Origin of the sequence: Tabrizicola sp. (assembly GCF_041911175.1) — a bacterium.
Taxonomy (GTDB): Bacteria; Pseudomonadota; Alphaproteobacteria; order Rhodobacterales; family Rhodobacteraceae; genus Tabrizicola.
Genome location: NZ_JAYRPN010000159.1, coordinates 14,348 through 39,412 on the forward strand (window position 1 = coordinate 14,348; position 25,065 = coordinate 39,412).

A 25,065-nucleotide genomic window follows, 5' to 3' on the forward strand; every position below is an offset into this window, starting at 1 on the left:
CAAGTCTAAAAATTTTCGCGAAAATTTTTAGACTTGCTCAAGCCGTCAGCCCCTCCGGCTCGGCCAGCCCGTTCGCCCGGCAGCAGGCGGTCAGCGTGTTGGCCAAGAGGCAGGCGATGGTCATCGGCCCGACCCCGCCCGGCACCGGGGTGATCGCCCCCGCCACTGCCGCGGCGCTTTCGTAATGCACGTCGCCGACCAGCTTCGCCTTGCCGTCGCGCTCGATCCGGTTGATGCCGACGTCGATCACCGTAGCCCCCGGACGCACCATGTCGCCGGTGATCATCTCGGGCCGCCCGACCGCCGCCACCAGAATATCCGCGCCCCGGCACACCGCCGCCAGATCCTTGGTCCGCGAATGCGCGATCGTCACCGTGCAGCTGTCGCCCAACAGCAGTTGCGCCATCGGCTTGCCGACGATGTTCGACCGCCCCACCACGACGGCATTCAGCCCGGCCAGCTTGCCATGATGATCCCGCAGCATCATCAGGCAGCCAAGCGGTGTGCAGGGCACCATCGACTTCTGCCCGGTCCCCAAGAGGCCCACGTTCGAAATGTGGAATCCGTCCACATCCTTCGCCGGGTCGATCCGGTTGATCACCAGTTCCGAATTAAGATGCCCCGGCAGCGGCAACTGCACCAGAATCCCATGCACCTTGGGGTCCGCGTTCAGTTGGTCGATCAGCGCCAGCAGCTCTGCCTCGCTAATCGACGCATCGCGCCGATGTTCGAAAGAGGCCATTCCGACCTCCACGGTCGAGGCATGCTTGTTCTTCACATAGACCTTCGAAGCCGGGTCCTCGCCCACCAGCACCACCGCCAGACCGGGCTGCAACCCGTTCTCCTCGCGCAGCCGCGCCACATGCTCCGCCACTTGCGCCCGTACACCCGCCGCAAAGGCCTTGCCGTCGATCACCTTGGCCGTCATCCATTCCCTCCGTTCAAACCGCTGCGGCAAAGGCCGTGCGGTAATGGTCCATCTGCATCGCCGTGGCGAGCACCGCATTCTTCATCAGGATCGCCACCGTCACCGGCCCGACCCCGCCGGGAACCGGCGTGATCCAGCCCGCCACTTCGGCGCAACTGGCGAAATCCGCATCGCCCACCGTGCGCCCGTCGACCCGGTTGATCCCGATGTCGACCAGCGCCGCGCCCGGCTTTAGCATCTCGCCCCGCACCAGCCCCGGCTTGCCCACCGCCACGAAGACCGCATCCGCCGCACGGCTATGAACCGCGACCTGGCGGGTCATGTGGTGGCAGACCGTCACCGTGGCGCCCAATCCCATCATCAGGAAGGCGATGGGCTTCCCCACGATCTCGGAATGCCCGATCACACAGACATCCAGCCCCTCCATCTTCAGGGGCAACGTCTTCAAAATCTCCACCGCCGCAACGGCGGTGCAGGGACCAAGCGTCAGATCATTGTAGACGATGTTGCCGATCGACGAGGGGTGCATCCCCTCCACATCCTTCATCGGATGCACCGCCTTCTGCAGCGCCTTGACCGGAATATGCGCGGGCAAAGGCCGCTGGATGATGATCCCGTTCACCCGGGGGTCGGCGTTCAGCCCCGCCAGCACGCCCCGCAACTGCTCCAGGCTGATGCCTTCGGGATAGTTCCGCGCCTCGAACCCCACGCCCGCCGCTTCCGCCGATTTCTGCTGGTTCCTGACATACAACTCCGCCGCCGCCACGTCGCCGACCGAGATCGACACCAGCTTCGGCGCCCAGCCCAAGGCGGTCAACCGCCCCGCCTCGCCCCGCGTCTCGTCCCGCATCCGGGCCGCGATGGCCTTGCCGTCAATAAGCGTCGCGGTCATGCGGCGTCAGCCTTTCCTCAGTGAATCCGGCCCCAACCGGCTTTCCTCCCGCGCGATGGACCAGTCGATCAGCCGCCGCCACAGCTTTTCCACCAGGTCCGGCGGCAACCCGTAGGTCTCGGCATGGGCGCGGACGTTCTGCACCACTTCCTCGACCCGGCTCCCGATCCGTGCGGGCAGATCGACCACCGCCTTGATCTCGGCGGCCCGGTCGATATAGCCCGCCCGTTCCGCGAACAGCCGGACGAGGTCTTCGTCCAGCCGGTCGATCTCGGCCCTGATCTCGGCCATCGTCGTGCAATCTGCGGGTTTCAGCATCCCTGCCCCCTGAAAAGTCGGCTCTTCCTTAGAACAGCCATCCCTTCCCGGAAACCCCATTTTCTGTCCACAAATATCCCGGGGGTGCGGGGGCTGGCCCCCGCTCCTCCGGTTCAACTCAGAACAGGCCCTCGACCTGGCCCTTGTCGTTCAGCCGGATCACCTCGGCCGACGGCACCTTGGGCAGGCCCGGCATGGTCATGATCTCACCGCAGATCACCACGATGAAGCCCGCCCCGGCCGAGAGCCGCACTTCGCGCACCGGGACCGAGTGGCCCGTCGGCGCGCCGCGCACGGTCGGGTCGGTGGTGAAGCTGTACTGGGTCTTCGCCACGCAGATCGGCAGGTGGCCGTAGCCCGCCGCTTCCCAGGCCTTCAGCTGGTCGCGGATCGACTTGTCGGCGATCACCTCGTCGGCGTGGTAGATGCGCTTGGCGATGGTCTCGACCTTCTGGAACAGCGGCATCTCGTCGGGGTAGAGCGGCGCGAAATTCGCCGTGCCCGATTCCGCCAGCGCGACAACCTTCTTCGCCAGGTCCTCGATCCCGGCCGAGCCGTTGGCCCAGTGCTTGCACAGGATCGCTTCCGCGCCCTGTTCAGCGACATAGGCCTTCACCGCCGCCACTTCGGCATCGGTGTCGCTGTAGAAGTGGTTGATCGCCACGACGACCGGCACGCCGAAGGACTTCACGTTGGCGATGTGGCGGCCAAGGTTCGGGCAGCCCTTCTTCACCGCTTCCACGTTCTCGGCGCCCAGGTCGGCCTTGGCCACGCCGCCGTTCATCTTCATGGCGCGGACGGTGGCGACGATCACGGCGGCGGCGGGCTTCAGCCCGGCCTTGCGGCACTTGATGTCAAAGAACTTTTCGGCCCCAAGGTCGGCGCCGAAACCGGCTTCGGTCACGACATATTCGCCCAGCTTCAGTGCGGTCTTGGTCGCGATCACGCTGTTGCAGCCGTGGGCGATGTTGGCGAACGGGCCGCCATGCACGAAGGCCGGGTTGTTTTCCAGCGTCTGCACCAGGTTCGGCTGCATCGCGTCCTTCAGAAGAACGGTCATTGCGCCGTCGGCCTTGATGTCGCGGGCATAGATCGGGGTCTTTTCGCGGGTATAGGCCACCACGATGTCGCCCAGACGCTTTTGCAGGTCTTCCAGATCCTTCGACAGGCACAGGATCGCCATGACTTCCGAAGCCACGGTGATGTCGAACCCGGTCTGGCGCGGGAAGCCGTTCGACACGCCGCCGAGGTTGACCACGATATCGCGCAGGGCGCGGTCGTTCATGTCCATCACCCGGCGCCACACCACGCGGCGGGCGTCGATGTTCAGCTCGTTGCCCCAGTAGATGTGGTTGTCGATCATTGCCGACAGCAGGTTGTGGGCGGATGTGATCGCGTGGAAGTCGCCGGTGAAGTGAAGGTTCATCTCCTCCATCGGCACGACCTGCGCCATGCCGCCACCTGCAGCGCCGCCCTTCATCCCGAAGTTCGGGCCAAGCGAGGCCTCGCGGATACAGATCACCGCCTTCTTGCCGATCCGGTTCAGCCCGTCGCCCAGGCCCACGGTCGTCGTGGTCTTGCCTTCGCCCGCCGGGGTCGGGTTGATCGCCGTCACCAGGATCAGCTTGCCGTCCTTCTTGCCCGCCAGCGACTTGATGAACTCCTGGCTCACCTTGGCCTTGTCATGGCCGTAGGGCAGCAGGTGCTCGGACGGGATGCCCAGCTTCTGGCCGATCTCCATGATCGGCTTCTTCTTCGCTTCGCGCGCAATCTCGATGTCGGTCTTGAAGGCCATGTGTGTCTCCCAGGGGGCAAATTGTGCCATTTGCGACGTGATACCGGGCGGCACTCGCTAATCGAAGGCGGATTCCGACCTGAAAGCCGCGAAATTCGCCCTGCCGCGTTTCCGATACGAAACTGCGGAAAACTTGTGCGAAATTTCGCAGCTATGGAACATTCATTCTACCAGATCGGGCTTCCAGCCCCGTTGCGCCGGAATGAACAGGCGCAGCTCATCGCCCAGCCGCAAGGTGCCTTCGCGCTCCACCCAGGCGGTCACCCCCCGCTTTCCCATCGCCGCCGGCTTGAACCCCTTGCCCAGCCCCGGTCGCGCCCTTTCGATCGTCACCGCAGGCTCCTGGCAGGGCAGGTTTTCCATGTCGACGACCAGCGTCACCCCGTCCGGCCCCTGCAAGCGGCTGGAGGGCGGCAGATGGGTGAAATCCGGGATACCTTCCACGACCAGCGAGGCCCCGACCCAGGCATAGTCCATCGCCGGGAGCCCCATGTCCCGCGCCACTTCCGCCATCTCCTCGGCGCTGACGATGCTCAACTGGCGCACGTTCCGGATCTCGGTATCCCGCGGATAGAGCTTCAGCACGCGCGAGCACGAGGGCCGCGTCACCCCGGCATGGACCTCGCCCTCGAACCCGGCAAAGCTCAGCGGCATCACCTCCACCGGGGCCGAGGTGATCACCAGCTTCTCCACCGGCACCGGCTGATAGCCCAGCCAGGTGACACGCGCGCGGTGGGTGGTCGGAATCAGCGGCGGCATTCAGGGCCTTTCCAGAACGAAGAACACGCGGGTGAAGGGGAACAGCACCCGGCCATCGGGCAAGGCCGGATAGGCCGCGGCCAGCGCGGCGTCGTAAGCCGCGACATAGGCCTGCGCCTCCTCCGCCGACATCCCTGCCACGAAAGGCCGCATCGCCGTGCTTTCGGTGAAGGCGCGGACCGGGTGGCCCTGCGGCACGGGATCGAGGATCTGGACATACTCCGTCGTCCAGGCCCTGACCTCTCCCAGCGGCAACAGCATTTGCGCATAGTCCCCCGCCGTCAGCACCGGTGCCCGCGCCACCGGGAAGCGCCCCGGAAACAGCCGCTCCGCCACCTCGGCCAGCAGCCGGTGCGACGGCGCCCCGCCCTGCCGCGGCATCTGCACCGCCAGCACGCCCCCCGGCGTCAGCATCGTCGCCAGGCGCGGCAGCAGGCTGGCATGGTCGGGCAGCCAGTTCAGGGCGGCGTTGGAAAAGATCAGCGCGGGCGGCGTCCCGGCGGCCCAAAGCGCGATATCCGCCTGGATCAGCGCACCGTAGATCGGGTTCTCCCATTGCGTCATCCGCCCCGCCGCCGTCTCCAGCATCGCCGCCGAGGAATCGACGCCACTCAGCGGATGCTCCGGCTTGAACCGCGCCGCCAGCGCCGGACCCACCGCCCCGTCGCCGCAGCCGAGGTCCACCACCTCGCCCGCAGGCAGCTCCCCCACCTGCGCCAGCAGGTCCAGCGCGGGCCGCAGCCGCAGGTCGCGGAAGGCGCCATAGCGCGCGGGGTCCCAATCCTTCGTCGTTGCTTCGGTCACAGCCATTTCTTCCACTTGAACAGGACCCAGGGCACCACCGCCGAGATCACCATCAGCACCAGCGCCATCGGATAGCCCCAGACCCACTGCAGCTCCGGCATATGGACGAAGTTCATCCCGTAGATGCTGGCGATCAGCGTCGGCGGCAGGAAGACGAAGGCCACGACCGAGAAGATCTTGATCACGTCCGACTGCCGGATGTTGATCACCCCCAGCGTCGCGTCCAGCAGGAACCGCACCTTGTCCGCCTGCGCCGCCGCCACTTCGCGCAAGGACCGCAAGTCCTGCAACTGCGCCAGCGCGATCGGCATCTGCCGGGCATGCAGGCAGGGCCCGTCCGAGACTTCGGGGGTCGAGGTCAGGTAGGTCAAGAGCCGCAGCACCGTCGCCAGGCTTTCGTTGACCTTGCCGTTCATCGCCTCGGCCCGCCCGATCCGCTGCAGGACGGCGCTCAGCGTGTCGGTCTTGCCCTGGGGCCGGTGCGCGGCGAAGATCGCCTTGGCCAGCAATTCATGCTGCCGCGTCTCGCCCTCCAGGATGTCGGCCAGCCGGTCGACGATGGCTTCCAGCAGCCCCAAAGCCGCATCCAGCCCCGTCTCCAGCGCCATGTCGTGCCGGGCGGCCCAGTCGGCGAAATAGGTCAGCGAGCGCGGGTGGTGGTAGTGCACCGTCACCAGCCGGTCAGGCTGCACGGCGAAGGTCACCGGCCCGATCTCGGCCTCGCGCGCATCTGGGCTGGCGATGACCTGTGCGGTCAGGAACAGCACGCCGTCCTCACGGTAGATGCGGGACGAGACCTCGATCTCCTGCATGTCCTCGCGCGTCGGGATGTCGATCCGCAGCGCCGCCTCGACCGCATCTTCCTCGGCCTGTGTCGGCGCTTCCAGATCGATCCAGATCGCCTCGTGCAGCGGGTGGTTGGACAGGTCCAGCTGGTGAAGCCGCTCTCCCCTGGTTGCGAAAGCCGTGATCATCTGCCGTCTCCCTGTCCCGCAGGCAGGTTAGCGGGGCCTCGGGAAAAGCAAAAGGCCCCGACGCTGCGGGGCCTTGTCCTGCTCAAAGCGGCGCCGGTTCCGGGTCCGGCCCGGGCTTCTTCGCCCGCGCCTTGGTCTTCGGGATCGCCGTCACCGAGGCCGAGCCCCCACCGGACGGCGGCGCATCGGCACTGTCGTCGCCGCCCAGCGGCTCGCCCGCGATCACCTTGCGGATCTCGTCGCCGGTCAGCGTCTCGTATTCCAGCAGACCCTTGGCCAGCCGTTCCCATTCCTCGTTCTTCTCGATCAGGATGCGCCGCGCGGTCTCATAGCCCTCATCGATCAGCCGCTTCACTTCCTGCTCGATCAGGCGCTTGGTCTCGGCCGACACCGAGAAGCCCCCGGTATTGCCGGAATAACCGTCCGCCGCCTCGGCATAGTCGATGTTGCCGACCACGTCCGACATCCCCCAGCGCAAGACCATCGCGCGGGCCAGAGCCGAGGCCTGCTGGATATCGCCCGACGGCCCGTTCGACACCGAGTTCTCGCCCCATTTCAGGATTTCGGCAGCCTTCCCGGCCATCGTCATCGCGATGCGCTGTTCGCACTGGTCGCGGTGCCAGTTCAGCCGGTCCATCTCCGGCAGGCTCATCACCATGCCGAGCGCACCGCCGCGCGGGATGATCGTCGCCTTGTAGACCGGGTCGCATTTCGGCAGGGTCATCCCCACGATGGCATGGCCGCTTTCGTGGTAGGCGGTCATCTCCTTCTGGTCCTGGGTCAGGACCATCGACCGACGCTCGGCCCCCATCATCACCTTGTCCTTGGCCGATTCGAAGTCGATCATCGTGACGAACCGCCGCCCCGCCCGCGCCGCCATCAGCGCGGCCTCGTTGACCAGGTTCATCAGGTCGGCGCCCGAGAAGCCCGGCGACCCGCGCGCGATCGTCCGCAGGTCCACATCCGGCCCCAGCGGCACCTTGCGGGCATGGACCGACAGGATCTTCTCGCGCCCCTTGATGTCCGGGTTCGGCACATGGATCTGCCGGTCGAAGCGGCCCGGACGCAACAGCGCCGGGTCCAGCACGTCCTTGCGGTTGGTGGCCGCGATGATGATCACGCCCTCGTTCGCCTCGAACCCGTCCATCTCGACCAGCAACTGGTTCAGCGTCTGCTCGCGTTCGTCATTGCCGCCGCCGATGCCCACGCCACGAGCCCGGCCCACCGCGTCGATCTCGTCGATGAAGACGATGCAGGGCGCGTTCTTCTTCGCCTGCTCGAACATGTCGCGCACACGGCTGGCACCCACGCCCACGAACATTTCCACGAAGTCCGAGCCCGAGATGGTGAAGAACGGCACCCCCGCCTCACCCGCAATCGCGCGGGCGAGCAGCGTCTTGCCGGTCCCCGGAGGGCCAACCAGCAGCGCCCCCTTCGGAATCTTGCCGCCCAGACGGCTGAATTTCTGCGGGTTGCGCAGGAACTCGACGATCTCTTCCAGCTCTTCCTTGGCCTCGTCGATCCCCGCCACGTCGTCGAAGGTCACGCGCCCCTGCTTCTCGGTCAGCAGCTTGGCGCGCGACTTGCCAAACCCCATCGCACCGCCGCGCCCACCGCCCTGCATCCGGTTCATGAAGTAGATCCAGACGCCGATCAGCAGCAGGAACGGCAGGAACGACAGCAGGACCGAAACGAAGCCCGACTGTGCCTGCGGCTCGGCCTCGACCTCGATGCCCTTGGCGATCAGGTCGCGCGACAGGTTGTCGGTGACGACATCCCCCGGCGGCTTGATCGTGACATAGGTCGTGGCGTCCTTGCCCGTCACCACGATCCTTTCGCCATCCAGCGTCACCTTGCTGACCTGGCCCGCGTCGACCCGTTCCATGAAGTCCGAATAGGTCAGCGAGCGCGACGACATCGTCGTCTGGTTGCCGGAAAACAACTGGAACAGCGCCATCACAAGGATCAGAAGCACGACCCAGAAGGCGATATTGCGTGCATTACCCAATGCAGGGATCTCCTCAATGCGCCCCTAGTCCCAAAATCGGGGCCGAAGCGACTTTGGCCTAAGATAAACCTTTGGGGGCCGGGTTCAATGCACTAACGGGAAAAGGTGAAGGGGCGCTGAAGCCGCACCCGCCAACCGGCGGAAAGCCCCGCTGCGGGGGCCGCCAGCAACGTCTCACCCTCCCAGACCCCCGGCGTGACCAGCAGCACCTCGCGCGGCAGCCCCGCCTTGCGCCAGTCCTTCACTTGGCCCAGCCCTTCGGCCCCCAGCGCCCGCACCTCCGCCTCCGGACCCTCGACGATCCAGCGCCCGTCCCAGAGCGCGCCGACCTGCACCGGCCCACCCACCGCACGGGGTTCCCGCATCAGCCACCCGTTCCGCGCCCGGCACCCCGCCAGCGTCGCGTCCCGACCCGCCGCCAGTGCCCCGATCAACCGCTCCACCTCCGCCGCCCGCGGTGCATAGTCGGCCCCGGTCAGCCACCGCAGCGCCTGAACCACCACCTGCCTCTGCACCTCCGCAGGCGCCGCCCAGAGCCCCGCGCCCAACCGCAAGGCCCCTGCCCGTTCCTCCACGAAAGCCGCGGCAGCCGCCACCTGCACCGCCAGCGCCTCCTGCACGCTGGCCAGATGGCCCGCCACCTCCGCCAGCCGCTCCGCCGTGATCCCCAGGGGAGCCAGCGCCGCAAGCGCCTTGCGCGCCCTCACCCGCGTGAACCGCTCGTTCTCGTTCGTCGGATCGTCCAGCCACGGGGTTCCCCGCCCGCGCAGCCACTCCCGCAACTCCTCCCGCCCGGCAGCGAGAAGTGGACGATGGACCCGAATATCCCCTTGATCGAACTCCCGACGCATCCCGGAAAGTCCGCCGATCCCCGACGCCCGAGCCAATCCCATCAGCACCGTCTCGGCCACATCATCCCGCGTATGGCCGAGTGCCACCACCCCGATCCCCCGCGCCTTCGCCCAGTCGCAGATCAACCCCATCCGCGCCCGCCGCGCCGCATCCATCAGGTTGCCGCAGACCGCCCCATGCTCCCAGACCCGCACCTCATGCCGCACCCCCAGCCCCCGGCACCACCTACCCACTGCCGCCGCCTCCGCAGCACTTTCCGGCCTCAAGCGATGGTCCACAGTCACCGCCTCGACCGCGAACCCCGCCGTCAGGCACAGATGCAAAAGGGCGGTGGAATCCCCACCGCCCGAAAGCGCCACGCCAATCGTAACTCCCGCAGGCAAGCCGTCCCGGACCAGCCCTACCAGCCGCCCCTCGCCTACTGGCACGCAAATCCCTGCATCGCCACCGTCGCCTGCGTTGCCGCCATGCTGGTCGGAAAGCGCGATCCGACCTCGGCCAGGGTCACGCAGGCCTCCTGCACCTGACCCAGCGCCCCCAGCCCCTCACCCAGCTTCAACAGCGCATCCGGCGCAATCGGGCCGTCCGGCTTGGCGGAAAACGCATCCAGATAGGCCCGCGCCGCATTCGCCGTGTCGCCCTGCTTCGACAAGGCCTCGCCGCGCAGGTAATGCGCCTCGGGAACTAGCGGCCCGCCAGGATAGGATTCGGCATAGGTCGCAAAGAGCGCTGCAGCACCGGGAAAGTCACCCTGACCGAGCACCCCCTTGGCCCGGTCAAAGTCTTCCTTCTCGCTGACCGCCATCTCGGCCCCTGCCGTGGCGTCCGTCGCAGGCGCAGCGCCCGCATCCGTCGCCACCGGGGCGACCGCGCCCCCGGTATCGCCGCCCAGGGCAGGCGTCGCCCCAAGGTTGGCCGGGTCGCAGCCCTCGGTCACTTCGCACAGCCGGTATTCGATATCGCCGATCCGGTTGGTTCCATCCGACACCACCCGGTTCAGCTTCAGCTCGACCTCCTCGGTCCGCGCGGTCAGGCGCGCCAGCTCGGCCTCGATCGTGTCCATCCGCGTCAGGGCATCGCCCCCCGCCGACCCGTTCGTCGCCGCACCCGAGGCGACAAGCTCCGCCTTCAGCGCGTTGAACTGGGCCGCAAGCTGGCCCAGCTCGTTCTGGATGTCGGCCAGCGTCTCGGCCTTGTCCTGGGCGTGACCCAGGACCGGCATCAGGCACAAAGCCAGCGAAAGGCCAAGCCGCCGCATCCGGTCAGACCCCGGCGCCAGCCGACAGCACCGTCACCGCGCGCCGGTTCTTGGCATAGCAGGCCTCTTCCGAGCAGACCTCCAGCGGGCGCTCCTTGCCGTAGGAAATCGTCCGCAGCCGGCTGGCCGCGACGCCCTGGCTGATCAGGAAGTTCTGCACCGCCGCCGCACGCCGGGCACCCAGCGCAAGGTTGTATTCCCGCGTGCCCTGCTCGTCGGCATGGCCTTCGATGATGGCGGCATAGCCCGTGTTCTGGTTCAGCCAGTTCGCCTGTGCCGTCAGGATGCCACGGCCTTCCGGGCTGATCGTCGACTGGTCCACCGCGAACAGCACCCGGTCACCGACCGTCTGGTTGAAATAGGCGATCGAGGTCGGGTTGTTCGGATCGCCGAGGCCCGTGGTGTCGATCCCGCCCGCGCCGCCGGCACCCCCGGCCCCGCCCGCGCCACCGGCGCCATAGCGGTCAGGGTTGTTGCAGGCCGCAAGGCCAAGGACAGCGATCAGAAGCAGGGATTTCGCAGCAAGGCTCATGGGAGGATCATCCTTCTCGTTGGCTCGATTTCGGGGGACAGTAGCAGCTTTGCGCCGCCGAGGGAATCGGCGGCGCGTCACAATTCAGGGCAAAAGCGGCGACCAGGCCGGGTCGCTGGCGGGGCCGTCGGTCGGGATCTGCTTCAGGTTCCGCCCGGTGATGTCGACCGACCACAGGCTCGCCTGCCCGCCCCCGCCGCTGGTTTCCCGGGTGAACATCAAGACCCGCCCGTTCGGTGCCCAGGTCGGACCCTCGTCCAGGAAGCTGGCGGTCAAAAGCCGCTCTTCCGTCCCGTCCGTCCGCATCACCCCGATGTGGAACCGGCCCTCGTTCTGCTTGGTGAAGGCGATGTAGTCACCCCTGGGCGACCAGACCGGGGTGCCATAACGCCCCTTGCCGCCGGAAATCCGCGTCCCCTCGCCGCCGCCCGCAGGCATCACATAGATCTGTTGCCCGCCCGTCCGGTCGCTCTCGAACACGATCTGGCTGCCATCCGGGCTGAACGACGGCGCTGTCTCGATCGACGGCGCATTGGTCAGCTGCGACAGCGCGCCCGAAGACAGGTTCAGCGCGTAGATATCCGTGTTCCCGCCCCGCTCCAGGCTGAACACCGCCGTCCCCCCGTCGGGCGAGAAGCGCGGCGCGAAGGTCATCGTCCCCGGCTGCTCCTCCAGCGTCTGCCGCTTCATCGACCCCACGTCCATCAGCGTGATCCGGGGGAAGCCCGTCTCGTAGCTGGTGTACAAAAGCCGGTCCCCGCTCGGCGAAAAGCGCGGCGCCAGCACGATGGAGTTGCTGTCGGTCAGATAGGCGACATTCGCCCCGTCGTAATCCATCACCGCCAGCCGCTTCAGCCGCTGGTTCTTCGGCCCCGACTCGCTGACGAACACCACCCGGCTGTCGAAATAGCCACCCTCGCCGGTGATCTTGGAATAGACCACGTCCGCCACCTTGTGCGCCATCCGCCGCCAGCCCTGCGTGGTGCCCGCGAACTGCAACGCGGCCCCCTCCAGCACCTGCCCGTTGAACACGTCATAGGCGCGGAACTTCACCGTGATCCGGTCGCCCGCCACGCTGACCGCCCCGGTGACCAGCACCTGCGCATTGATCGCCTTCCAGTCCTCGAAGGCGATCCCGCCGTCGAAACTGGTGATCCGGCTGATATAGGCATCCTCGCCGATGGTGCGGAAGAACCCGGTCCCTTCGAGGTCCGAAGTCACCACATCGCTGATCGCCTTGGCATAGTCGCCCGCGCCCCCCTCGTCGATGAAGGCGGGCACCGCGATCGGCATCGGCTCGATCACCGCCGAACCGATGACGATCCGCGGCGGGTCCTGCGCCAGTGCCGGGGTCGCCACCTGCACCCCGACCCCAAGGGCCAGCGCCAGCAGCGTCCGCAAAGTTGCTCTCATGGGTGTGATCATCGGCCTCATGCTCCGTTCTTTTGTTTGTCCTTGCCCACCTGCCCGGCGGGAGAAAAGGGGAAATCGCAGCTTTGGTTCCCGGTCATCGCGCCCTCATCCCATTGGCATCGAAAACCAGATCAAGCACCCGCCAGGTGTCGTACTTGTCCGGCGGCAGCGGAAGTCCGCCGTCCGCATAGGCCCGGTTCACCGCCCGCCGCGCGGTTTCATACAGCTTGTCGATCCCGGTCTGGCTCGGCCCGCTGGACTCGATCAGCTGGAAATCCGTGGGCTTGCCGTCCGCCGAGAAGCTGACCCGCACCGTCACCATCGAACTCATCGCATCGGTCGACGACGCGCCCAAATTCCACTTCCGCGAAATCGCCGACGAGATGTTGCCCATCTCGCCCCCGGTCAGCGGCGGCCCCTGCGGCAGGTCCTGCCCGCCCGTGTCCGCTGCGGCGGTGTCCTCCGCCACAGGCTCGTCCGCCGCCTCGCCCAGCAGCGCATCGATGGCATCCTGCGTCGAGGCATCATCCACCGGCTGCACCGTCAGTTGCGTCGATTCCTGCGGCGTCTCGGTGCGCGTATCCGCCGCCACCTCCGGCTCCGGCGCGGGGGCAGGCCGCGACGGCTTGGCGCGCGGCCGGATCGAGGTGGTCATCCCCGTCTCCGCCGTCTGGTCCCGGTTGTCCTCGGTCTGCGTGACGTCGCCGGTATCCTCGGGCGTGGTGGCCTCGGTCGGCTGCTCCTCCACCACGACATCCGCCGCCGGGTCCTCCGTCACCGCAGGCGCTGCGGTCTCCGCCGTTGCCGCATCGGTCTCGGGCTGCACCGGATCGGGCGCGATGATCGCCTCGGCCTCCGGCGCGGGCTGGATTTCCGTCGACTCCGACTGGATCGCCTGCTCCTCCTCCGCCTGCACCGCATCCGAGGCAGGCGGCTCCGGCACCGGGTCCGGTTCGGGCACCGGATCGGGCTCAGGCTCCGGCGCAGGTTCGGGCACGGGTTCTGGTTCCGGCGCAGGCTCCGGTTCCGGCACCGGCGCAGGTTCGGGCTTGGGCTCGGGGCGCGGCTCCGGCCTGACCGGCGCGGGCTCCTCCGACGGCGTCGGCGTCGAGGCCGCCTGCAATGCGTCGAACTCGGCGCTCGTGATGGTCGAGGCCGTCATCGTGATCGTCTCGGGCGGCACATCCGCCGCGAACAGCCAGTCGCCGACCAGCACCCAGAGGACCACCCCCAGATGCCCGACCGCCGAGATCACCGTCCCCGTCTGGAAGCGCCTCTCCATCAGCCTCAGCCGCCGTCATTACCAGCATTTGACGCACCATCCGCCCCCAGGCTTGGCGCCTTGGCATCGGTGACGAAGGCAATCTCGTTGAACCCGCCCGCATTCAGCGCGCCCATGACCTGCGCCACCCGCTCATAGGCCACCGACCCGTCCGCCCGCAGGTAGATCTTCTTCGAGGTCCGCTCGGCCGCGATGGCCTGCAGCTTGCCGATCATCTCGGCATCCGAAACTTCCGTCGTCTGGATCGACAGCCGCCCGTCCGAGGTGATCGTCACCGTCAGCGGCTCTTCCTGTTCCGTCGGCAGGGCCGCCGCCGCCGTCTCGGGCAGCTTCACCGGCACGCCCACCGTCAGCATCGGCGCCGCCACCATGAAGATGATCAGGAGGACCAGCATCACGTCGACCATCGGCGTGATGTTGATCTCGTGCATGGCCGACGACCGCCCGCCGCGCCTGCGCCGCCGTCCGCCGCCTGCCGATCCCGAAACCCCCATGCCCATGACGTTAGGAGTCCAGCTGGCGCGACAGGATCGTCGCGAATTCGTCGGCAAAGCTCTCGTAGCCGCCCAGCACCCGGTCGATATCGGCGGAAAGCTTGTTGTAGAACACCGCCGCCGGAATCGCCGCGACCAGACCCACGCCCGTCGCCAGCAGCGCCTCGGCGATGCCGGGGGCCACCACGGCCAGCGACGTGTTCTGGCTGATGGCAATCTGCTCGAAGGAATGCTTGATCCCCCAGACCGTGCCGAACAGCCCGATGAACGTCGCCGTCGACCCCGTGGTCGCCAGGAAACTCAGCCCCCGGTTCAGGAATTCGCTCTCCCGCGCGATGGCCACGTTCATCGCCCGGTCAATCCGGCTCTGCGCCCCGGCGATCAGCCCGCCGTCCTGCTTATGGCTCCGCCGCCATTCCAGCATTCCGGCCGAAAAAATCTTCTCCGACTGCCCCTGCGGGTCCGGCCCGATCTTCTCGTAAAGCTCGTCCAGCGGCTCTCCCGACCAGAAGGCCCGGTCGAAGATCGACGCTTCCCCCTTCGCCTTCCGCAAGGTGATGTGCTTCTGGATGATGATCGCCCAGGACCAGAAGGACATGCCCATCAGCATCAGCATGACGATCTTGACGGTAAGGGTCGCGCGGGCAAAAAGCGCGAACATGGAGAAATCGATCTCCTGCGCCATCGCAAGGGTGTTGGGTTCCATACGCCTGCTCTTGTTGATCGGGCCGTTATCGGCTCCGTTATCCCCGATTCTAGCAAGAGTGCAGCGGGAATGCCAACACAACTCTGTGGCAGGCGGGGTTTCGCTGGCAGATGACGAGATTTGTCATGGCCAGACAGCCGCCGATCCGGCCCCTTTCGACCTCCCGCCGGAGGCAGCACCCCAGCCCCCGGCGCAGCGCTCCCAATCCCGGCCCCGCCTTTCATCTTTGCCCAAATATCCCCGCCGGAGGCACCTGCCCTCTCACCCGGGCACTCCACCCAGGCCTTTCATACTGGCCCAAATATCCCCGCCGGAGGCATCCGACCTCAGACAACTTGCGCAACGCCGAAAACCGGGCGCCTCCCCTCCCCCTCCGTGGGGAGGGGCCGGGGGTGCGGGCACCCGCTCAGCCCCTCAATGCAACGGCCCCGCCAGTTTCCCCCTGACCTCGGCCGGGACCCTTGCCGCATGACCGTCCTCGGTCAGGCAGACCAGCGTCACCACCGCCACGAAGACCCGCTCGCCCCCGCGCGTGACCACCTGTTCCAGCCCGATCCGTGCGCCGCCCAGCGACTGCAAGGTCGTTTCCACCACCAGCTCGTCGCCGAACCGCGCGGGCCGCAGGAAATCCGCCTCCACCCGGCGCACCGCGAAGACCACCCCCTCCCGCGCCTTCAGTGCCATCTGGTCCACCCCCAGCGAGGCGACCCACTCCGTCCGCGCCCGCTCGATGAACTTCAGGTAATTGGCGTAGTAGACGATCCCCGCGAGGTCGGTGTCCTCATAGTACACCCGGGTGCGGAACTGATGCGCGGTCATGCGGCCTCCCTGGTCCGGAACAGACCTGTGCTTGGTGCCCGCAGAGCGAGGTCGGCGTCAAGCGGCTCCCCTCCCCCCGGTGGGGAGGGGCTGGGGGTGGGGGGGCGCCGCGGGTTAACCAGTTGTGAACGTCCGCGAGCAAGCCATTGATTTCAAATGCCCCGATTTTCTGTCCACCGTGGACAGCTCACGCCCGCCCCACCCGCGCCGCCAGCCGCAGCGCATGGGAGGCATCCCGCGCGACCGCGGGCAGCACCGGATCATACCCCGCCCGGATCACCGCCCCGATCTCCGGCCGCAGGATCACCCGGCTCCCGACCCGCGCCAGGGGCGAGGTCCCCTCGAAGGCCCGGTCCGACCACAGAAGCACCACCCCTACCGCCTGGGCCAGCGCCAGCGTCTCCGCCTCCATCCCCGCCAGGCCTTCATCCATCCGCAGGAAGACGAAGGCCGCCTTGATCGCCCCCTCCGCATCGAAGCGGAACAGCCGGTACTGGTTCGCCCCCGCCGCCTCCAGCTTCGCCACCAGCGCGGGCAGCTCCGGCACCAGCCGCCCGAGATCCTTCACCTCCAGCAACTCCCCCCAGTCCCGGAAGCAGAACAGCATCAGGTTCGCCCCCAGCTCCGGGTCCGTCTCCGCCATCCCGTGCCCGGCCAGCGTCACCACCGCCTCGATCGCCCCCTTGAACACCGCAAGCGAGGCGTCCTCGACTCCGAAGACCACCGGCACGATCGGCCGCCCCCAGCGCGCGAACAGATACTGCCCGTCGCCCCGCGTGAACAAAGCCTCGATCTCGCCCGGTCCCATGTCCACCGTCCCCTGTTCCTCTTGGTTCAAATACTCTCGGGGGATTGGGGGTGAAACCCCCATCGACCGAGGAGGAGGGCGCAAGCCCCGACGACGAGAGGAAAGACTTGCGCGAAGCGCTCCGCCTACTTCCCGCCGAACAGGTCCGCCTGCCCCGCCGCTTTCGGCGCCTCCAGCCCCAGATGCCGCCAGGCCTTCGCCCCCAGCATCCGCCCGCGCGGCGTCCGCAGGATCAGCCCCTGCTGCAGAAGGTAGGGCTCGATCACCTCCTCGATGGCATCCCGTGGCTCCGACAGGGCCGCCGCGATGGTCTCCACCCCCACCGGCCCCCCGCCGTAATTCTCGGCAAGCAGCGAAAGATACCGCCGGTCCGCCCCGTCCAGACCCAGATGGTCCACGCCCAGCCGGGTCAGCGCCCGGTCCGCCAGCGCGCGGCTGATCCGCCCCCCCGCCTCGACCAGCGCGAAATCCGCCACCCGCCGCAACAGGCGCCCCGCAATCCTCGGCGTGCCCCGCGCCCGCCGGGCAATCTCGCGGCAGCCCTCCGGCTCGGCCTGCAAGCCCATCAGCCGCGCCCCCCGGGCGACGATCTCGTAAAGCTCCGCCTCCGAATAGAATTCCAGCCGGGTCGGGATGCCGAACCGATCCCGCAGCGGAGTCGTCAGAAGCCCCAGCCGTGTCGTCGCGCCCACCAGCGTGAAGGGCTGCAGGTCGATCCGCACCGTCCGCGCCGCCGGCCCTTCGCCGATCACCAGGTCCAGCGCGAAATCCTCCAGCGCGGGATACAGCACCTCCTCGACCACCGGGCTCAGCCGCAGGATCTCGTCGATGAAGAGCACATCGCGCGGTTCCAGATTGGTCAGGATCGCCGCCAGGTCGCCGGGCTTGGCCAGCACCGGCCCCGAGGTCATGCGAAACCCCACCCCCAGTTCCCGCGCCATGATCTGCGCCAGCGTGGTCTTGCCAAGGCCCGGAGGCCCGTGGAACAAAGTATGATCCATCGCCTCGCCCCGCATCCGGGCGCTTTCGATGAACACCGCGAGGTTCGCCCGCGCCTCCGCCTGACCGATGAACTCGCCCAGCATCTGCGGGCGAAGCGCGCGGTCGGTATCCTCGGGCAAACGGTCGCCACGCAGATCGGGGTTCGGCTCGCTCATTTCGGCTCAATCATTTGGGGGCCAGCACTTTCAGCGCCGCCCGGATCAGCGCCGCCGTATCCGCCTCAGCCAGATCGCCCGCCACCATCGCCACCGCCTGCGCCGCATCGCCCTGACCGTAGCCCAGGTTCACCAGCGCCGACAGCGCATCCGCCGAAGCGGTCGCGCGGCGGGCGGCCCCCTCATCCACGCGCGCCACCTTGCGCGGCACCGGGGCCGCCTCCTCGATCACCACATCCTCGGCCCCGGCCTTCGCCGCCAGCCCCGCGCCATGCGCCATCACCCCCGGCGCCTTGGCCTTCAGCTCCAGGATCACCCGCTGCGCCAGCTTCGGCCCCACGCCCGGCGCCGCCTGCACGCTGCGCGCATCGCCCAGAGTGATCGCCCGCCCCACGCCCTCGGCGCCCAAAGCCCCAAGGATCGCCATCGACGCCTTCGCCCCCACCCCCTGAACCGTCATCAGAAGCTTGTGCCACTCCTTCTCCAGCATGGTCGGGAAGCCGAAGAGTTGCAGCAAATCCTCGCGCACCAGCAGGTCGGTATAAAGCGACACCGCCTCGCCCGGCCCCGGCAAGCCCGCCAAAGTCCGCTCGCTGACGTAAACGACATACCCGACCCCGCGCACGTCGATCAGCACATGGTCCGGCCCGCGCCAGTCCAGCCGCCCCGATATCCTGCCGATCATTCCGCCGCCCTCAACGCCGCCGCCAGCCGCCCCGACGACTGCACATGATGCGCATGGCAGATCGCCACCGCCAGCGCATCCGCCGCATCCGGCCCGGCCACCTTCACCCCCGGCAGGTGCAGCTTCACCATATGGTCCACCTGCACCTTCGCCGCATGGCCGACGCCGACCACCGTCTTCTTCACCGCATTCGGCGCATATTCCCCGACGTTGAGCCCGAACTGCGCCGGAACCAGCAGCGCAATCCCCCGCGCCTGGCCCAGCTTCAGCGTCGCCACCGCGTCCTTGTTGACAAAGGTATGCTCCACCGCCGCCGCCTCCGGGACCCAGGCCCGCAGAACCTCGGTCAGCTGGGAATGCAGCGACAAGAGCCGCACGGCCAGATCGCCGTCGCCGCCCTCCGAATGGCAGATGCCGTTCGCCACATGCGTCAGGCGCGACCCTGCGACGTCGATCACACCCCAGCCCAGGTTCCTAAGCCCCGGATCTATCCCGATGACCCGCATCTTGTCCCCGTATTCCTGCCTGCCACTAGGGCTAGCACGAAAAGGGAACATCCGCCAATGGCTTTCGCTTTCCACCGCCGAAGGGACCGCCTCATTCTGCACTTGCAAAATACGACGGAGTGCGCCAGAAAAGCGACGCGGCCCGGACTGCCCGCCGGAACAGCCTGTAAAATTTGACAAAATTTCGACACGCGTCATGCAGCGCCTGCATGGCAGCAATGCTATTCCTTACCTTGCTTTGCACCTGCAGCAAGATTATCTCGCTGACCATGAGGGAATGAGCCCTCGGTTTGAGCAGATCAAGAACAAGGATGAACGCCATGGCCGCTGTCGAGACGACCCGCCCGGCGCCCCTCGGCGCCATCACCACCTACCGTGCCATCAACACCCTGTCGAACGCCGTTGCCGCGTTCCAGGCCTGGAACGATGCGCGCGTCACCCGCAATGCGCTGTCGAAGCTTTCCGACCGTGAGCTTGACGATATCGGCCTGTGCCGCGGCGACGTGGAAGTCATCGGTCGCTGATCGACCCTCGGCCCGCCTGACTGCCGGGCCGAAACACATCGGAAAACGCGAAATCGGGCCGCATCGGAAGATGCGGCCCTTCTTCAATCAATAGTCGCCACTCAAGAGTCTTGGATCAACGGGGAAGAACGGCCTGCAACTGCGCCGACACCCACAGGGTCGCGGGATCGGCATGCATCAGCCAGGCGCCGACGGGATCGAAACCATCCCCCGCGGCCAGCGCGCTGACGCGGCTTTCATAGGTCTGCGCCCCCACGAAATAGTGGATCACGCCCTTCACGCCGATGCCCACCACAAGCGCAAGCACCAGCGGCTTGACCAGCTTGAGGAAGCGCCGCCCGCTGCGGGTCGAGGCCTTGCGCCCGACCGTGCCGGTCGCCTCGAACCCGTAGCCCTTGGCGTGCGATTTCTCGATCCGCGAAACGCGGCTGTAAAAGTCGTTAAGGTTTGGATCAACCCACATCATGTCCATCCAGGTTAGCAGCCCTGATATGGAAATTTCTGCCGCACAGATATGGCGAAATTGGGGCGCGTTCATCCACCGTTCATCTAACGACGGGCGAAGGCCGGGATTGTCCCTGTTTTCAAGATCTTTGTAGCACCAGCGTGGACCATTCGCCGATATCATCCCGACTGTTGAGCGTCAGCCCTGACGCAACGTAAGCCGCGACAACCGAATCTGCTTGCACAGCGAGCAAACCCGACAGGACTGCTCTACCCCCGGTTGCAAGCTGAGTCGAGATGCCAGGCGCAAGTTCGATCAGCGGGCCCTTCAGGATGTTCGCGAAGATCAGATCCCAGGGTCCCGCGGCCCTGATTCTGGCATGATCAAGGCCCGCCGCCTCCAGGCATTCGACCCGGCCCTCCAGCCCGTTGATCGCCACGTTCGCCTCGGCCACGTCCACCGCGACCTGGTCGATGTCGCTGGCGATGACCAGCGCCTCCGGCAGGGTGGCCGCCGCCGCCATCGCCAGCACCGCCGTGCCGCAGCCCACGTCCAGCACCTTCGCTGGCCGCCAGCCCGCCGTCAGCAGCCGGTCATAGGCCAGAAGGCAGCCCAGCGTCGTGCCGTGATGCCCGGTCCCGAAGGCCACCGTCGCCTCGATCTGCAACGGCACCCGTCCGCCGGGCACCTTGTCCGCGTCATGCGAGCCGAAGACGAAGAACCGCCCGGCCTCGACCGGCGACAGCTCGCGCCGCACATGCGCCACCCAGTCGACCTCCGGCAGTTCCGACAGCGCGAAGGGCTTCGCCCCGAAGGCCGTCGCCAGCACTTCCAGCATCACCTGGTCCGGCGGCTCCAGGAAATAGCCCCCCACCTCCCAGAGGCCGGAGCCATCCTCGATCTCGAAGACGCCGACTCCGGTCGGTTCCGGGTCCATCCGCTCCATCGCGGCGGCAAGTCCCTCAGCGGCATCCTCGCCGGGCAGGGTGGTCAGGGCGGAATAGGTGGGCATCGGCACTCTCCAGGGTTCAGGGCCGGATAGTCCCCGGCCCTGCGCTGGTCAAGCGCGCACCCCGGTGCCGATCGGGCAGGTCACGCCGGTCCCGCCCACCCCGCAATAGCCGCCGGGGTTCTTCGCCAGATACTGCTGGTGATAGTCCTCGGCGAAATAGAACGTGGGCGCGGGCAGGATCTCGGTGGTGATCGCCCCCTTGCCCGCCGCCTTCAGCGCCTTGGCATAGACCGCCTTCGAGGCCTCCGCCGCAGCAGCCTGCTCCGGCGTAAAGGTGTAGATGCCCGAACGGTAGGTCGAGCCCACATCATTCCCCTGCCGCATCCCCTGCGTCGGGTCATGGCCTTCCCAGAACAGCTTCAAGAGCCCCTCGTAGCTGATCACCGCCGGATCATAGATCACCCGCACCACCTCGTTGTGCCCGGTCTCCTGCGTGCAGGTCTCCCTGTAGGTCGGGTTCGGCGTATAGCCCCCCGCATAGCCCACCATCGTCAGCCAGACGCCCGGGGTCTGCCAGAACTTGCGCTCCACGCCCCAGAAACAGCCCATCCCGAACATCGCCTCCGCCATCCCCTCGGGGACCGGAGACTTCAGCGGCAGCCCCGAAATGAAATGCACCTCCGCCGTGGGCAAGGGCTCGGCCCGCCCCGGCAGGGCGTCCTGCGGCGAGACCATTTCCGTCGACTTGCGGGTGAAGAACATCTGGCGACCTCCGTTTCTCTGCCACTGAATATAGCGCGCAGGAGGCGAAACCCAATGCGGGTTACACCCCGATCACCGCGCCTTGACCGCAAACCCGGTTGCCACGGCCCGCCCCCGCCCGCAGGATGGGTCGAAAAAGGAGCCGCCCGATGACCGACAAGATCGAAGTCCAGAACGTCGGCCAACCCGGCAAGACCTACCGCGTCGATGCCGCAAAATACGCCGAGATGCGTAAGTCCGTCCTCGCCGTCACGCCGTCTGAGGTCCCCGGCCTCACCCCCGCCCAGATCATTCAGGCTGTGAAACCCCACCTTTCTGAGACCCTCTTCCCCGGCGGCGAGACCGCAGGCTGGTGGGTCAAATGCGTGCATCTCGATCTGGAGGCGAAGGGAGTGCTGAAACGCGCGCCGAAAGCGCCGGTACGGTTGCACAAACCATCGTAGGGTGCGCTACAGCGCACCATCCACCGGTGCGCTGTAGCGCACCCTACGAATCCATCCCTACGCCCGGATAAGCCGCGACCAGCGCCCCCCAGGCGGTCAGGCGATGCCCAGAGCCTCTTCAGGTCAGCAGGCGCCTGCTTACTTTGCCCCATATGTCGCCTGATCAACGGTATATTTGCTGCCGTATTCGGACGAAAGTTGTTCAATCAGTCCATTGCACGAAAAACCGGTCATTTGAAGATACTGCTCGGCAGAACGCACGGCTTGCGCATTCCAGTCGACCGAAAGGCTGTCCACTGCAGCGGTAGCGTCAGAAATGCTATAACCGTCACCATATGGGGAAGATAGCTGTTCAATCAGACCATCCCGAGAGAAACCGGTCATGCTTAGATAGCTCTCCGCTGATCTAATTGCATTTTCTACAGGCCCGGCAACACCTTGAGATGGAAAGCTCACCCCACCAAAGACCGCAAAACATAAAAACAATCTAGCAAGAAATTTAGACACGTCCCATTTCTCCTTGGCGGTCATCGAGTGCAAGTCACTCCTGTCATGTTCGCTGAATACTGATAGCTTTGCAAGCCGTCCGTGCTGCACGAAACCCTTTGATCTCAATCGCGCCCTCATGAAGCTTCCGCAAGCATTCACGCCACTAAGGCATTGTAAAAATTAACAACCTGCCCCCTCACAGAAAACTCTGCGGATCAATATCCACCGCCAGCCGCAAGTCCCTCGGCAGCTTCACCTGCCCCAGCCACTCCACCAGCGCCGCCTGCAACGGAGCCCCCTTCTCAGCCTTCACCAGCAACCTTACCCGATGCCGCCCCCTGACCCGCGCAATCGGCGCCGGGGCAGGCCCCCAGACCTCCGCCCCGATCCGCCGCAAAGGCCCGTCCTTCCGCGCCAGCTCCGCCCCGTAATCGAACACCTCCGCCAGATCGGTCGAGGACAGGATGATCCCCGCCATCCGCCCGTAAGGCGGCACGCCGGACGCCCGACGCTCCCGAGCCTCCGCCGCCCAGAACGCCTCCTCGTCGCCACCCAGAATGGCCCGGATCACCGGATGCTCCGGCTGGTGGGTCTGGAGCCAGGCCTCCCCCTTCCGCTCCGCCGTCCGCCCCGCCCGGCCCGCGACCTGGCGCATCAGCTGGAAGGTCCGCTCCGCCGCCCGAAGGTCCGACCCCTGCAACCCGAGGTCCGCGTCGATCACCCCGACCAGCGTCAGGAGGGGAAAGTTGTGCCCCTTCGCCACGATCTGCGTGCCGATGATGATGTCCGCCCCGCCCGCCGAAATCTCCGCGATCTTCTCCTTCAACGCGCGGGCGCTTCCGAACAGGTCCGAGGACAGCACCGCCACCCGGGCCTCGGGGAACCGCGCCGCCACTTCCTCCGCCAGCCGCTCCACCCCCGGCCCCACGGCGGCCATCCGCCCCTCCACCCCGCACGAAGGACAAGCCACAGGCACCGGCTTCGTCGCCCCGCACTGGTGGCAGACCAGCCGCTTCTGGAACCGATGCTCCACCATCCGCGCGTCGCACTGGTCGCAGCCCACCTGATGCCCACAGGCCCGACAGAGCGTCACCGGCGCGAACCCCCGCCGGTTCAGGAACAGCAGCGCCTGCTCGCCCCGCGCCACCACCGCATCCACCTTCGCGGCCAAAGTCTCCGATATCCACCGATCCCCCGGCAGCCTTTCGCTGCGCATGTCGATGGCCCGCATCTCCGGCAGTTCCGCCGCCCCGAACCGGCTCCCCAGATCCAGCCGCCGGTACTTCCCCGCCTCGACATTCGCCCAGCTCTCCAAAGACGGCGTCGCCGAGGCCAGCACCACCGGGCAACCCGCAATCGCCGCCCTGAGGACCGCCATGTCCCGCGCATTGTACAGCACCCCGTCCTCCTGCTTGTAGGAGGTGTCATGCTCCTCATCCACCACCACCAGCCCCAAGTCCTGGAACGGCAGGAACAGGGCCGAGCGCGCGCCGACCACCAGCCCCGCCTCGCCCTCCGCGACCATCTTCCACAAGCGGCGGCGTTCCGTCATCGTCACGCCCGAATGCCACTCCGCCGGCTTCGCCCCGAACCGAGCCTCGACCCGAGTCAGGAACTCCGCCGTCAGCGCGATCTCCGGCAGCAGCACCAGCGCCTGCTTGCGGCTACGCAGACACTCCGCCACCGCCTCCAGATAGACCTCGGTCTTCCCCGACCCCGTCACCCCTTTCAGCAGCGTCGCCGCATAGCCCCCCCGCGCCACGTCGGCGACCAAGGCATCCCCCGCCGCCACCTGGTCGCCCGCCAGCCGCAGCCCCATATCGGCCTTCAACCGGGGGTACGGAGTATCCCGCGGCGCATCCTCCTCCGCCACCACCCCCAGCTTCACCAGCCCCTTGACCACCGACGCCCCGCAGCCCGCCGCCTCGACCAGCTCGCCCAAAGTCACCGGCAGCCCGCCGAACCCGCGCAATGCCTCCACCACCCGATGCCGCGCCTCGGTCAACTGGTTCGGCACCGCCCCCGCCAACCGATACACCCGCCGCACCGACGGCGGATCGCCCAGACCGGGTGTCCGCGTCGCCAGCCGCAGCATCGCGGGCAAAGGCGTCAGCGTATATTCCGCCGCCCGCGCGAGGAACGCCCGCAGCTCCGCCCGCATCGGCCGCGCCTCCAGCACCCGCCCGACGGGGCGCACCTTCGCGGGATCCCACCCCCCGGCACCCGGCCCCCAGACCACCCCCAGCACCCGGCGTGGCCCCAAGGGCACCTCGACGAAATCCCCGTCGCCGCAGCCCCCCTCCGGCGCACGATAGTCCAGCACGCGCCCCAAAGGCTCCGTCGTCAGCACCCCGACCAGATCCCCCGCCTGATAGACCCGATCCGCCAACCCTTTGCCTTTCCCTGCCAGCCGGTTTCGGGTCAACCCCGCCCCGAGAGCATTCACCCCCCGGCTGGCAC

At 67.2% G+C, this 25,065-nt stretch carries 27 protein-coding genes; 2 read left to right on the forward strand and 25 right to left on the reverse strand.

Features of this window, described 5'->3' with window-relative positions; genetic code table 11:
• Positions 1-37 precede the first annotated feature (37 nt).
• The 20 genes from folD to ruvC all read right to left on the reverse strand — a co-directional run bounded on the left by folD (position 38) and on the right by ruvC (position 18,990).
• On the reverse strand, positions 38-928 hold the full coding sequence (folD, locus tag ACE3P6_RS21500) for a bifunctional methylenetetrahydrofolate dehydrogenase/methenyltetrahydrofolate cyclohydrolase FolD (RefSeq protein WP_374398529.1): 891 nt from the start codon (positions 926-928) through the stop codon (positions 38-40).
• Positions 929-941: 13 nt separating this feature from the next.
• Positions 942-1,820 (reverse strand): bifunctional 5,10-methylenetetrahydrofolate dehydrogenase/5,10-methenyltetrahydrofolate cyclohydrolase, encoded by an 879-nt coding sequence (locus ACE3P6_RS21505; RefSeq protein WP_374398531.1) that lies wholly within the window; start codon positions 1,818-1,820, stop codon positions 942-944.
• Between the two features lie 6 nt (positions 1,821-1,826).
• The gene (locus ACE3P6_RS21510; protein ID WP_374398533.1) at positions 1,827-2,138 is read right to left on the reverse strand and encodes a chorismate mutase; all 312 of its coding nucleotides are present in this window, start codon (positions 2,136-2,138) and stop codon (positions 1,827-1,829) included.
• 118 nt (positions 2,139-2,256) lie between these two features.
• Entirely contained in the window at positions 2,257-3,933 is a 1,677-nt protein-coding gene (locus ACE3P6_RS21515) for a formate--tetrahydrofolate ligase (protein ID WP_374398535.1), read from the reverse strand.
• Positions 3,934-4,095: 162 nt separating this feature from the next.
• Positions 4,096-4,692, reverse strand: a complete 597-nt coding sequence (locus ACE3P6_RS21520; RefSeq protein WP_374398537.1) for an MOSC domain-containing protein — start codon at positions 4,690-4,692, stop codon at positions 4,096-4,098.
• Positions 4,693-5,502: a methyltransferase domain-containing protein gene (locus ACE3P6_RS21525; protein WP_374398539.1), complete on the reverse strand. Its 810-nt coding sequence runs from the start codon at positions 5,500-5,502 to the stop codon at positions 4,693-4,695.
• Positions 5,493-6,470 (reverse strand): magnesium transporter CorA family protein, encoded by a 978-nt coding sequence (locus tag ACE3P6_RS21530; RefSeq protein ID WP_374398541.1) that lies wholly within the window; start codon positions 6,468-6,470, stop codon positions 5,493-5,495. The genes ACE3P6_RS21525 and ACE3P6_RS21530 overlap by 10 nt, the downstream gene beginning before the upstream one ends.
• Before the next feature lie 82 nt (positions 6,471-6,552).
• Positions 6,553-8,478, reverse strand: coding sequence for an ATP-dependent zinc metalloprotease FtsH (gene ftsH, locus ACE3P6_RS21535; RefSeq protein WP_374373257.1), 1,926 nt, complete (start codon positions 8,476-8,478; stop codon positions 6,553-6,555).
• 92 nt (positions 8,479-8,570) lie between these two features.
• Positions 8,571-9,758: a tRNA lysidine(34) synthetase TilS gene (gene tilS / locus ACE3P6_RS21540; RefSeq protein ID WP_374398544.1), complete on the reverse strand. Its 1,188-nt coding sequence runs from the start codon at positions 9,756-9,758 to the stop codon at positions 8,571-8,573.
• Positions 9,749-10,588 (reverse strand): tol-pal system protein YbgF, encoded by an 840-nt coding sequence (gene ybgF, locus ACE3P6_RS21545; RefSeq protein ID WP_374398546.1) that lies wholly within the window; start codon positions 10,586-10,588, stop codon positions 9,749-9,751. The genes tilS and ybgF overlap by 10 nt, the downstream gene beginning before the upstream one ends.
• A 4-nt stretch (positions 10,589-10,592) precedes the next feature.
• Complete coding sequence (gene pal, locus ACE3P6_RS21550; RefSeq protein ID WP_374376084.1) at positions 10,593-11,120, reverse strand: peptidoglycan-associated lipoprotein Pal; 528 nt, start codon at positions 11,118-11,120, stop codon at positions 10,593-10,595.
• 84 nt (positions 11,121-11,204) lie between these two features.
• Positions 11,205-12,533 carry a Tol-Pal system beta propeller repeat protein TolB gene (gene tolB / locus ACE3P6_RS21555; protein ID WP_374398548.1) on the reverse strand — a complete coding sequence of 443 codons (1,329 nt, stop codon included), beginning with the start codon at positions 12,531-12,533 and terminating at the stop codon, positions 11,205-11,207.
• A gap of 94 nt (positions 12,534-12,627) precedes the next feature.
• Positions 12,628-13,815, reverse strand: a complete 1,188-nt coding sequence (locus ACE3P6_RS21560) for a cell envelope biogenesis protein TolA (protein WP_374398550.1) — start codon at positions 13,813-13,815, stop codon at positions 12,628-12,630.
• A 5-nt stretch (positions 13,816-13,820) separates the two neighbouring features.
• Positions 13,821-14,315, reverse strand: coding sequence for a protein TolR (gene tolR, locus ACE3P6_RS21565; RefSeq protein WP_374398551.1), 495 nt, complete (start codon positions 14,313-14,315; stop codon positions 13,821-13,823).
• A gap of 4 nt (positions 14,316-14,319) precedes the next feature.
• A complete protein-coding gene (tolQ, locus tag ACE3P6_RS21570) occupies positions 14,320-15,015 on the reverse strand; it encodes a protein TolQ (RefSeq protein ID WP_374376074.1) in 696 nt (231 codons plus the stop codon).
• A gap of 414 nt (positions 15,016-15,429) precedes the next feature.
• The gene (gene ybgC, locus ACE3P6_RS21575) at positions 15,430-15,834 is read right to left on the reverse strand and encodes a tol-pal system-associated acyl-CoA thioesterase (protein ID WP_374398553.1); all 405 of its coding nucleotides are present in this window, start codon (positions 15,832-15,834) and stop codon (positions 15,430-15,432) included.
• A 187-nt stretch (positions 15,835-16,021) separates the two neighbouring features.
• A complete protein-coding gene (locus ACE3P6_RS21580) occupies positions 16,022-16,642 on the reverse strand; it encodes a hypothetical protein (RefSeq protein WP_374398568.1) in 621 nt (206 codons plus the stop codon).
• Between the two features lie 125 nt (positions 16,643-16,767).
• A complete protein-coding gene (gene ruvB / locus ACE3P6_RS21585) occupies positions 16,768-17,799 on the reverse strand; it encodes a Holliday junction branch migration DNA helicase RuvB (RefSeq protein WP_374398555.1) in 1,032 nt (343 codons plus the stop codon).
• 10 nt (positions 17,800-17,809) lie between these two features.
• Entirely contained in the window at positions 17,810-18,484 is a 675-nt protein-coding gene (ruvA, locus tag ACE3P6_RS21590) for a Holliday junction branch migration protein RuvA (protein WP_374398556.1), read from the reverse strand.
• A complete protein-coding gene (gene ruvC / locus ACE3P6_RS21595) occupies positions 18,481-18,990 on the reverse strand; it encodes a crossover junction endodeoxyribonuclease RuvC (protein ID WP_374398558.1) in 510 nt (169 codons plus the stop codon). The genes ruvA and ruvC overlap by 4 nt, the downstream gene beginning before the upstream one ends.
• Before the next feature lie 320 nt (positions 18,991-19,310).
• On the opposite strand from ruvC, the gene ACE3P6_RS21600 reads away from it, so the two are divergent.
• Positions 19,311-19,514, forward strand: coding sequence for a DUF1127 domain-containing protein (locus ACE3P6_RS21600; RefSeq protein ID WP_374374486.1), 204 nt, complete (start codon positions 19,311-19,313; stop codon positions 19,512-19,514).
• A gap of 115 nt (positions 19,515-19,629) precedes the next feature.
• On the opposite strand, the gene ACE3P6_RS21605 is transcribed toward ACE3P6_RS21600, so the two are convergent.
• The 3 genes from ACE3P6_RS21605 to msrA all read right to left on the reverse strand — a co-directional run bounded on the left by ACE3P6_RS21605 (position 19,630) and on the right by msrA (position 21,673).
• Entirely contained in the window at positions 19,630-19,977 is a 348-nt protein-coding gene (locus tag ACE3P6_RS21605; RefSeq protein ID WP_374374488.1) for a hypothetical protein, read from the reverse strand.
• A 121-nt stretch (positions 19,978-20,098) separates the two neighbouring features.
• Positions 20,099-20,971 (reverse strand): 50S ribosomal protein L11 methyltransferase, encoded by an 873-nt coding sequence (locus ACE3P6_RS21610; protein WP_374398560.1) that lies wholly within the window; start codon positions 20,969-20,971, stop codon positions 20,099-20,101.
• Between the two features lie 48 nt (positions 20,972-21,019).
• On the reverse strand, positions 21,020-21,673 hold the full coding sequence (msrA, locus tag ACE3P6_RS21615) for a peptide-methionine (S)-S-oxide reductase MsrA (RefSeq protein WP_374398562.1): 654 nt from the start codon (positions 21,671-21,673) through the stop codon (positions 21,020-21,022).
• 149 nt (positions 21,674-21,822) lie between these two features.
• Between msrA and ACE3P6_RS21620 the strand changes: the two genes are divergently transcribed.
• On the forward strand, positions 21,823-22,116 hold the full coding sequence (locus ACE3P6_RS21620) for a hypothetical protein (protein WP_374398564.1): 294 nt from the start codon (positions 21,823-21,825) through the stop codon (positions 22,114-22,116).
• Between the two features lie 138 nt (positions 22,117-22,254).
• On the opposite strand, the gene ACE3P6_RS21625 is transcribed toward ACE3P6_RS21620, so the two are convergent.
• Both ACE3P6_RS21625 and ACE3P6_RS21630 read right to left on the reverse strand, forming a co-directional pair.
• Positions 22,255-22,647: an Ltp family lipoprotein gene (locus tag ACE3P6_RS21625; RefSeq protein ID WP_374398566.1), complete on the reverse strand. Its 393-nt coding sequence runs from the start codon at positions 22,645-22,647 to the stop codon at positions 22,255-22,257.
• A gap of 154 nt (positions 22,648-22,801) precedes the next feature.
• Positions 22,802-24,994, reverse strand: a complete 2,193-nt coding sequence (locus ACE3P6_RS21630) for a primosomal protein N' (RefSeq protein ID WP_374398570.1) — start codon at positions 24,992-24,994, stop codon at positions 22,802-22,804.
• Positions 24,995-25,065 lie beyond the last annotated feature (71 nt).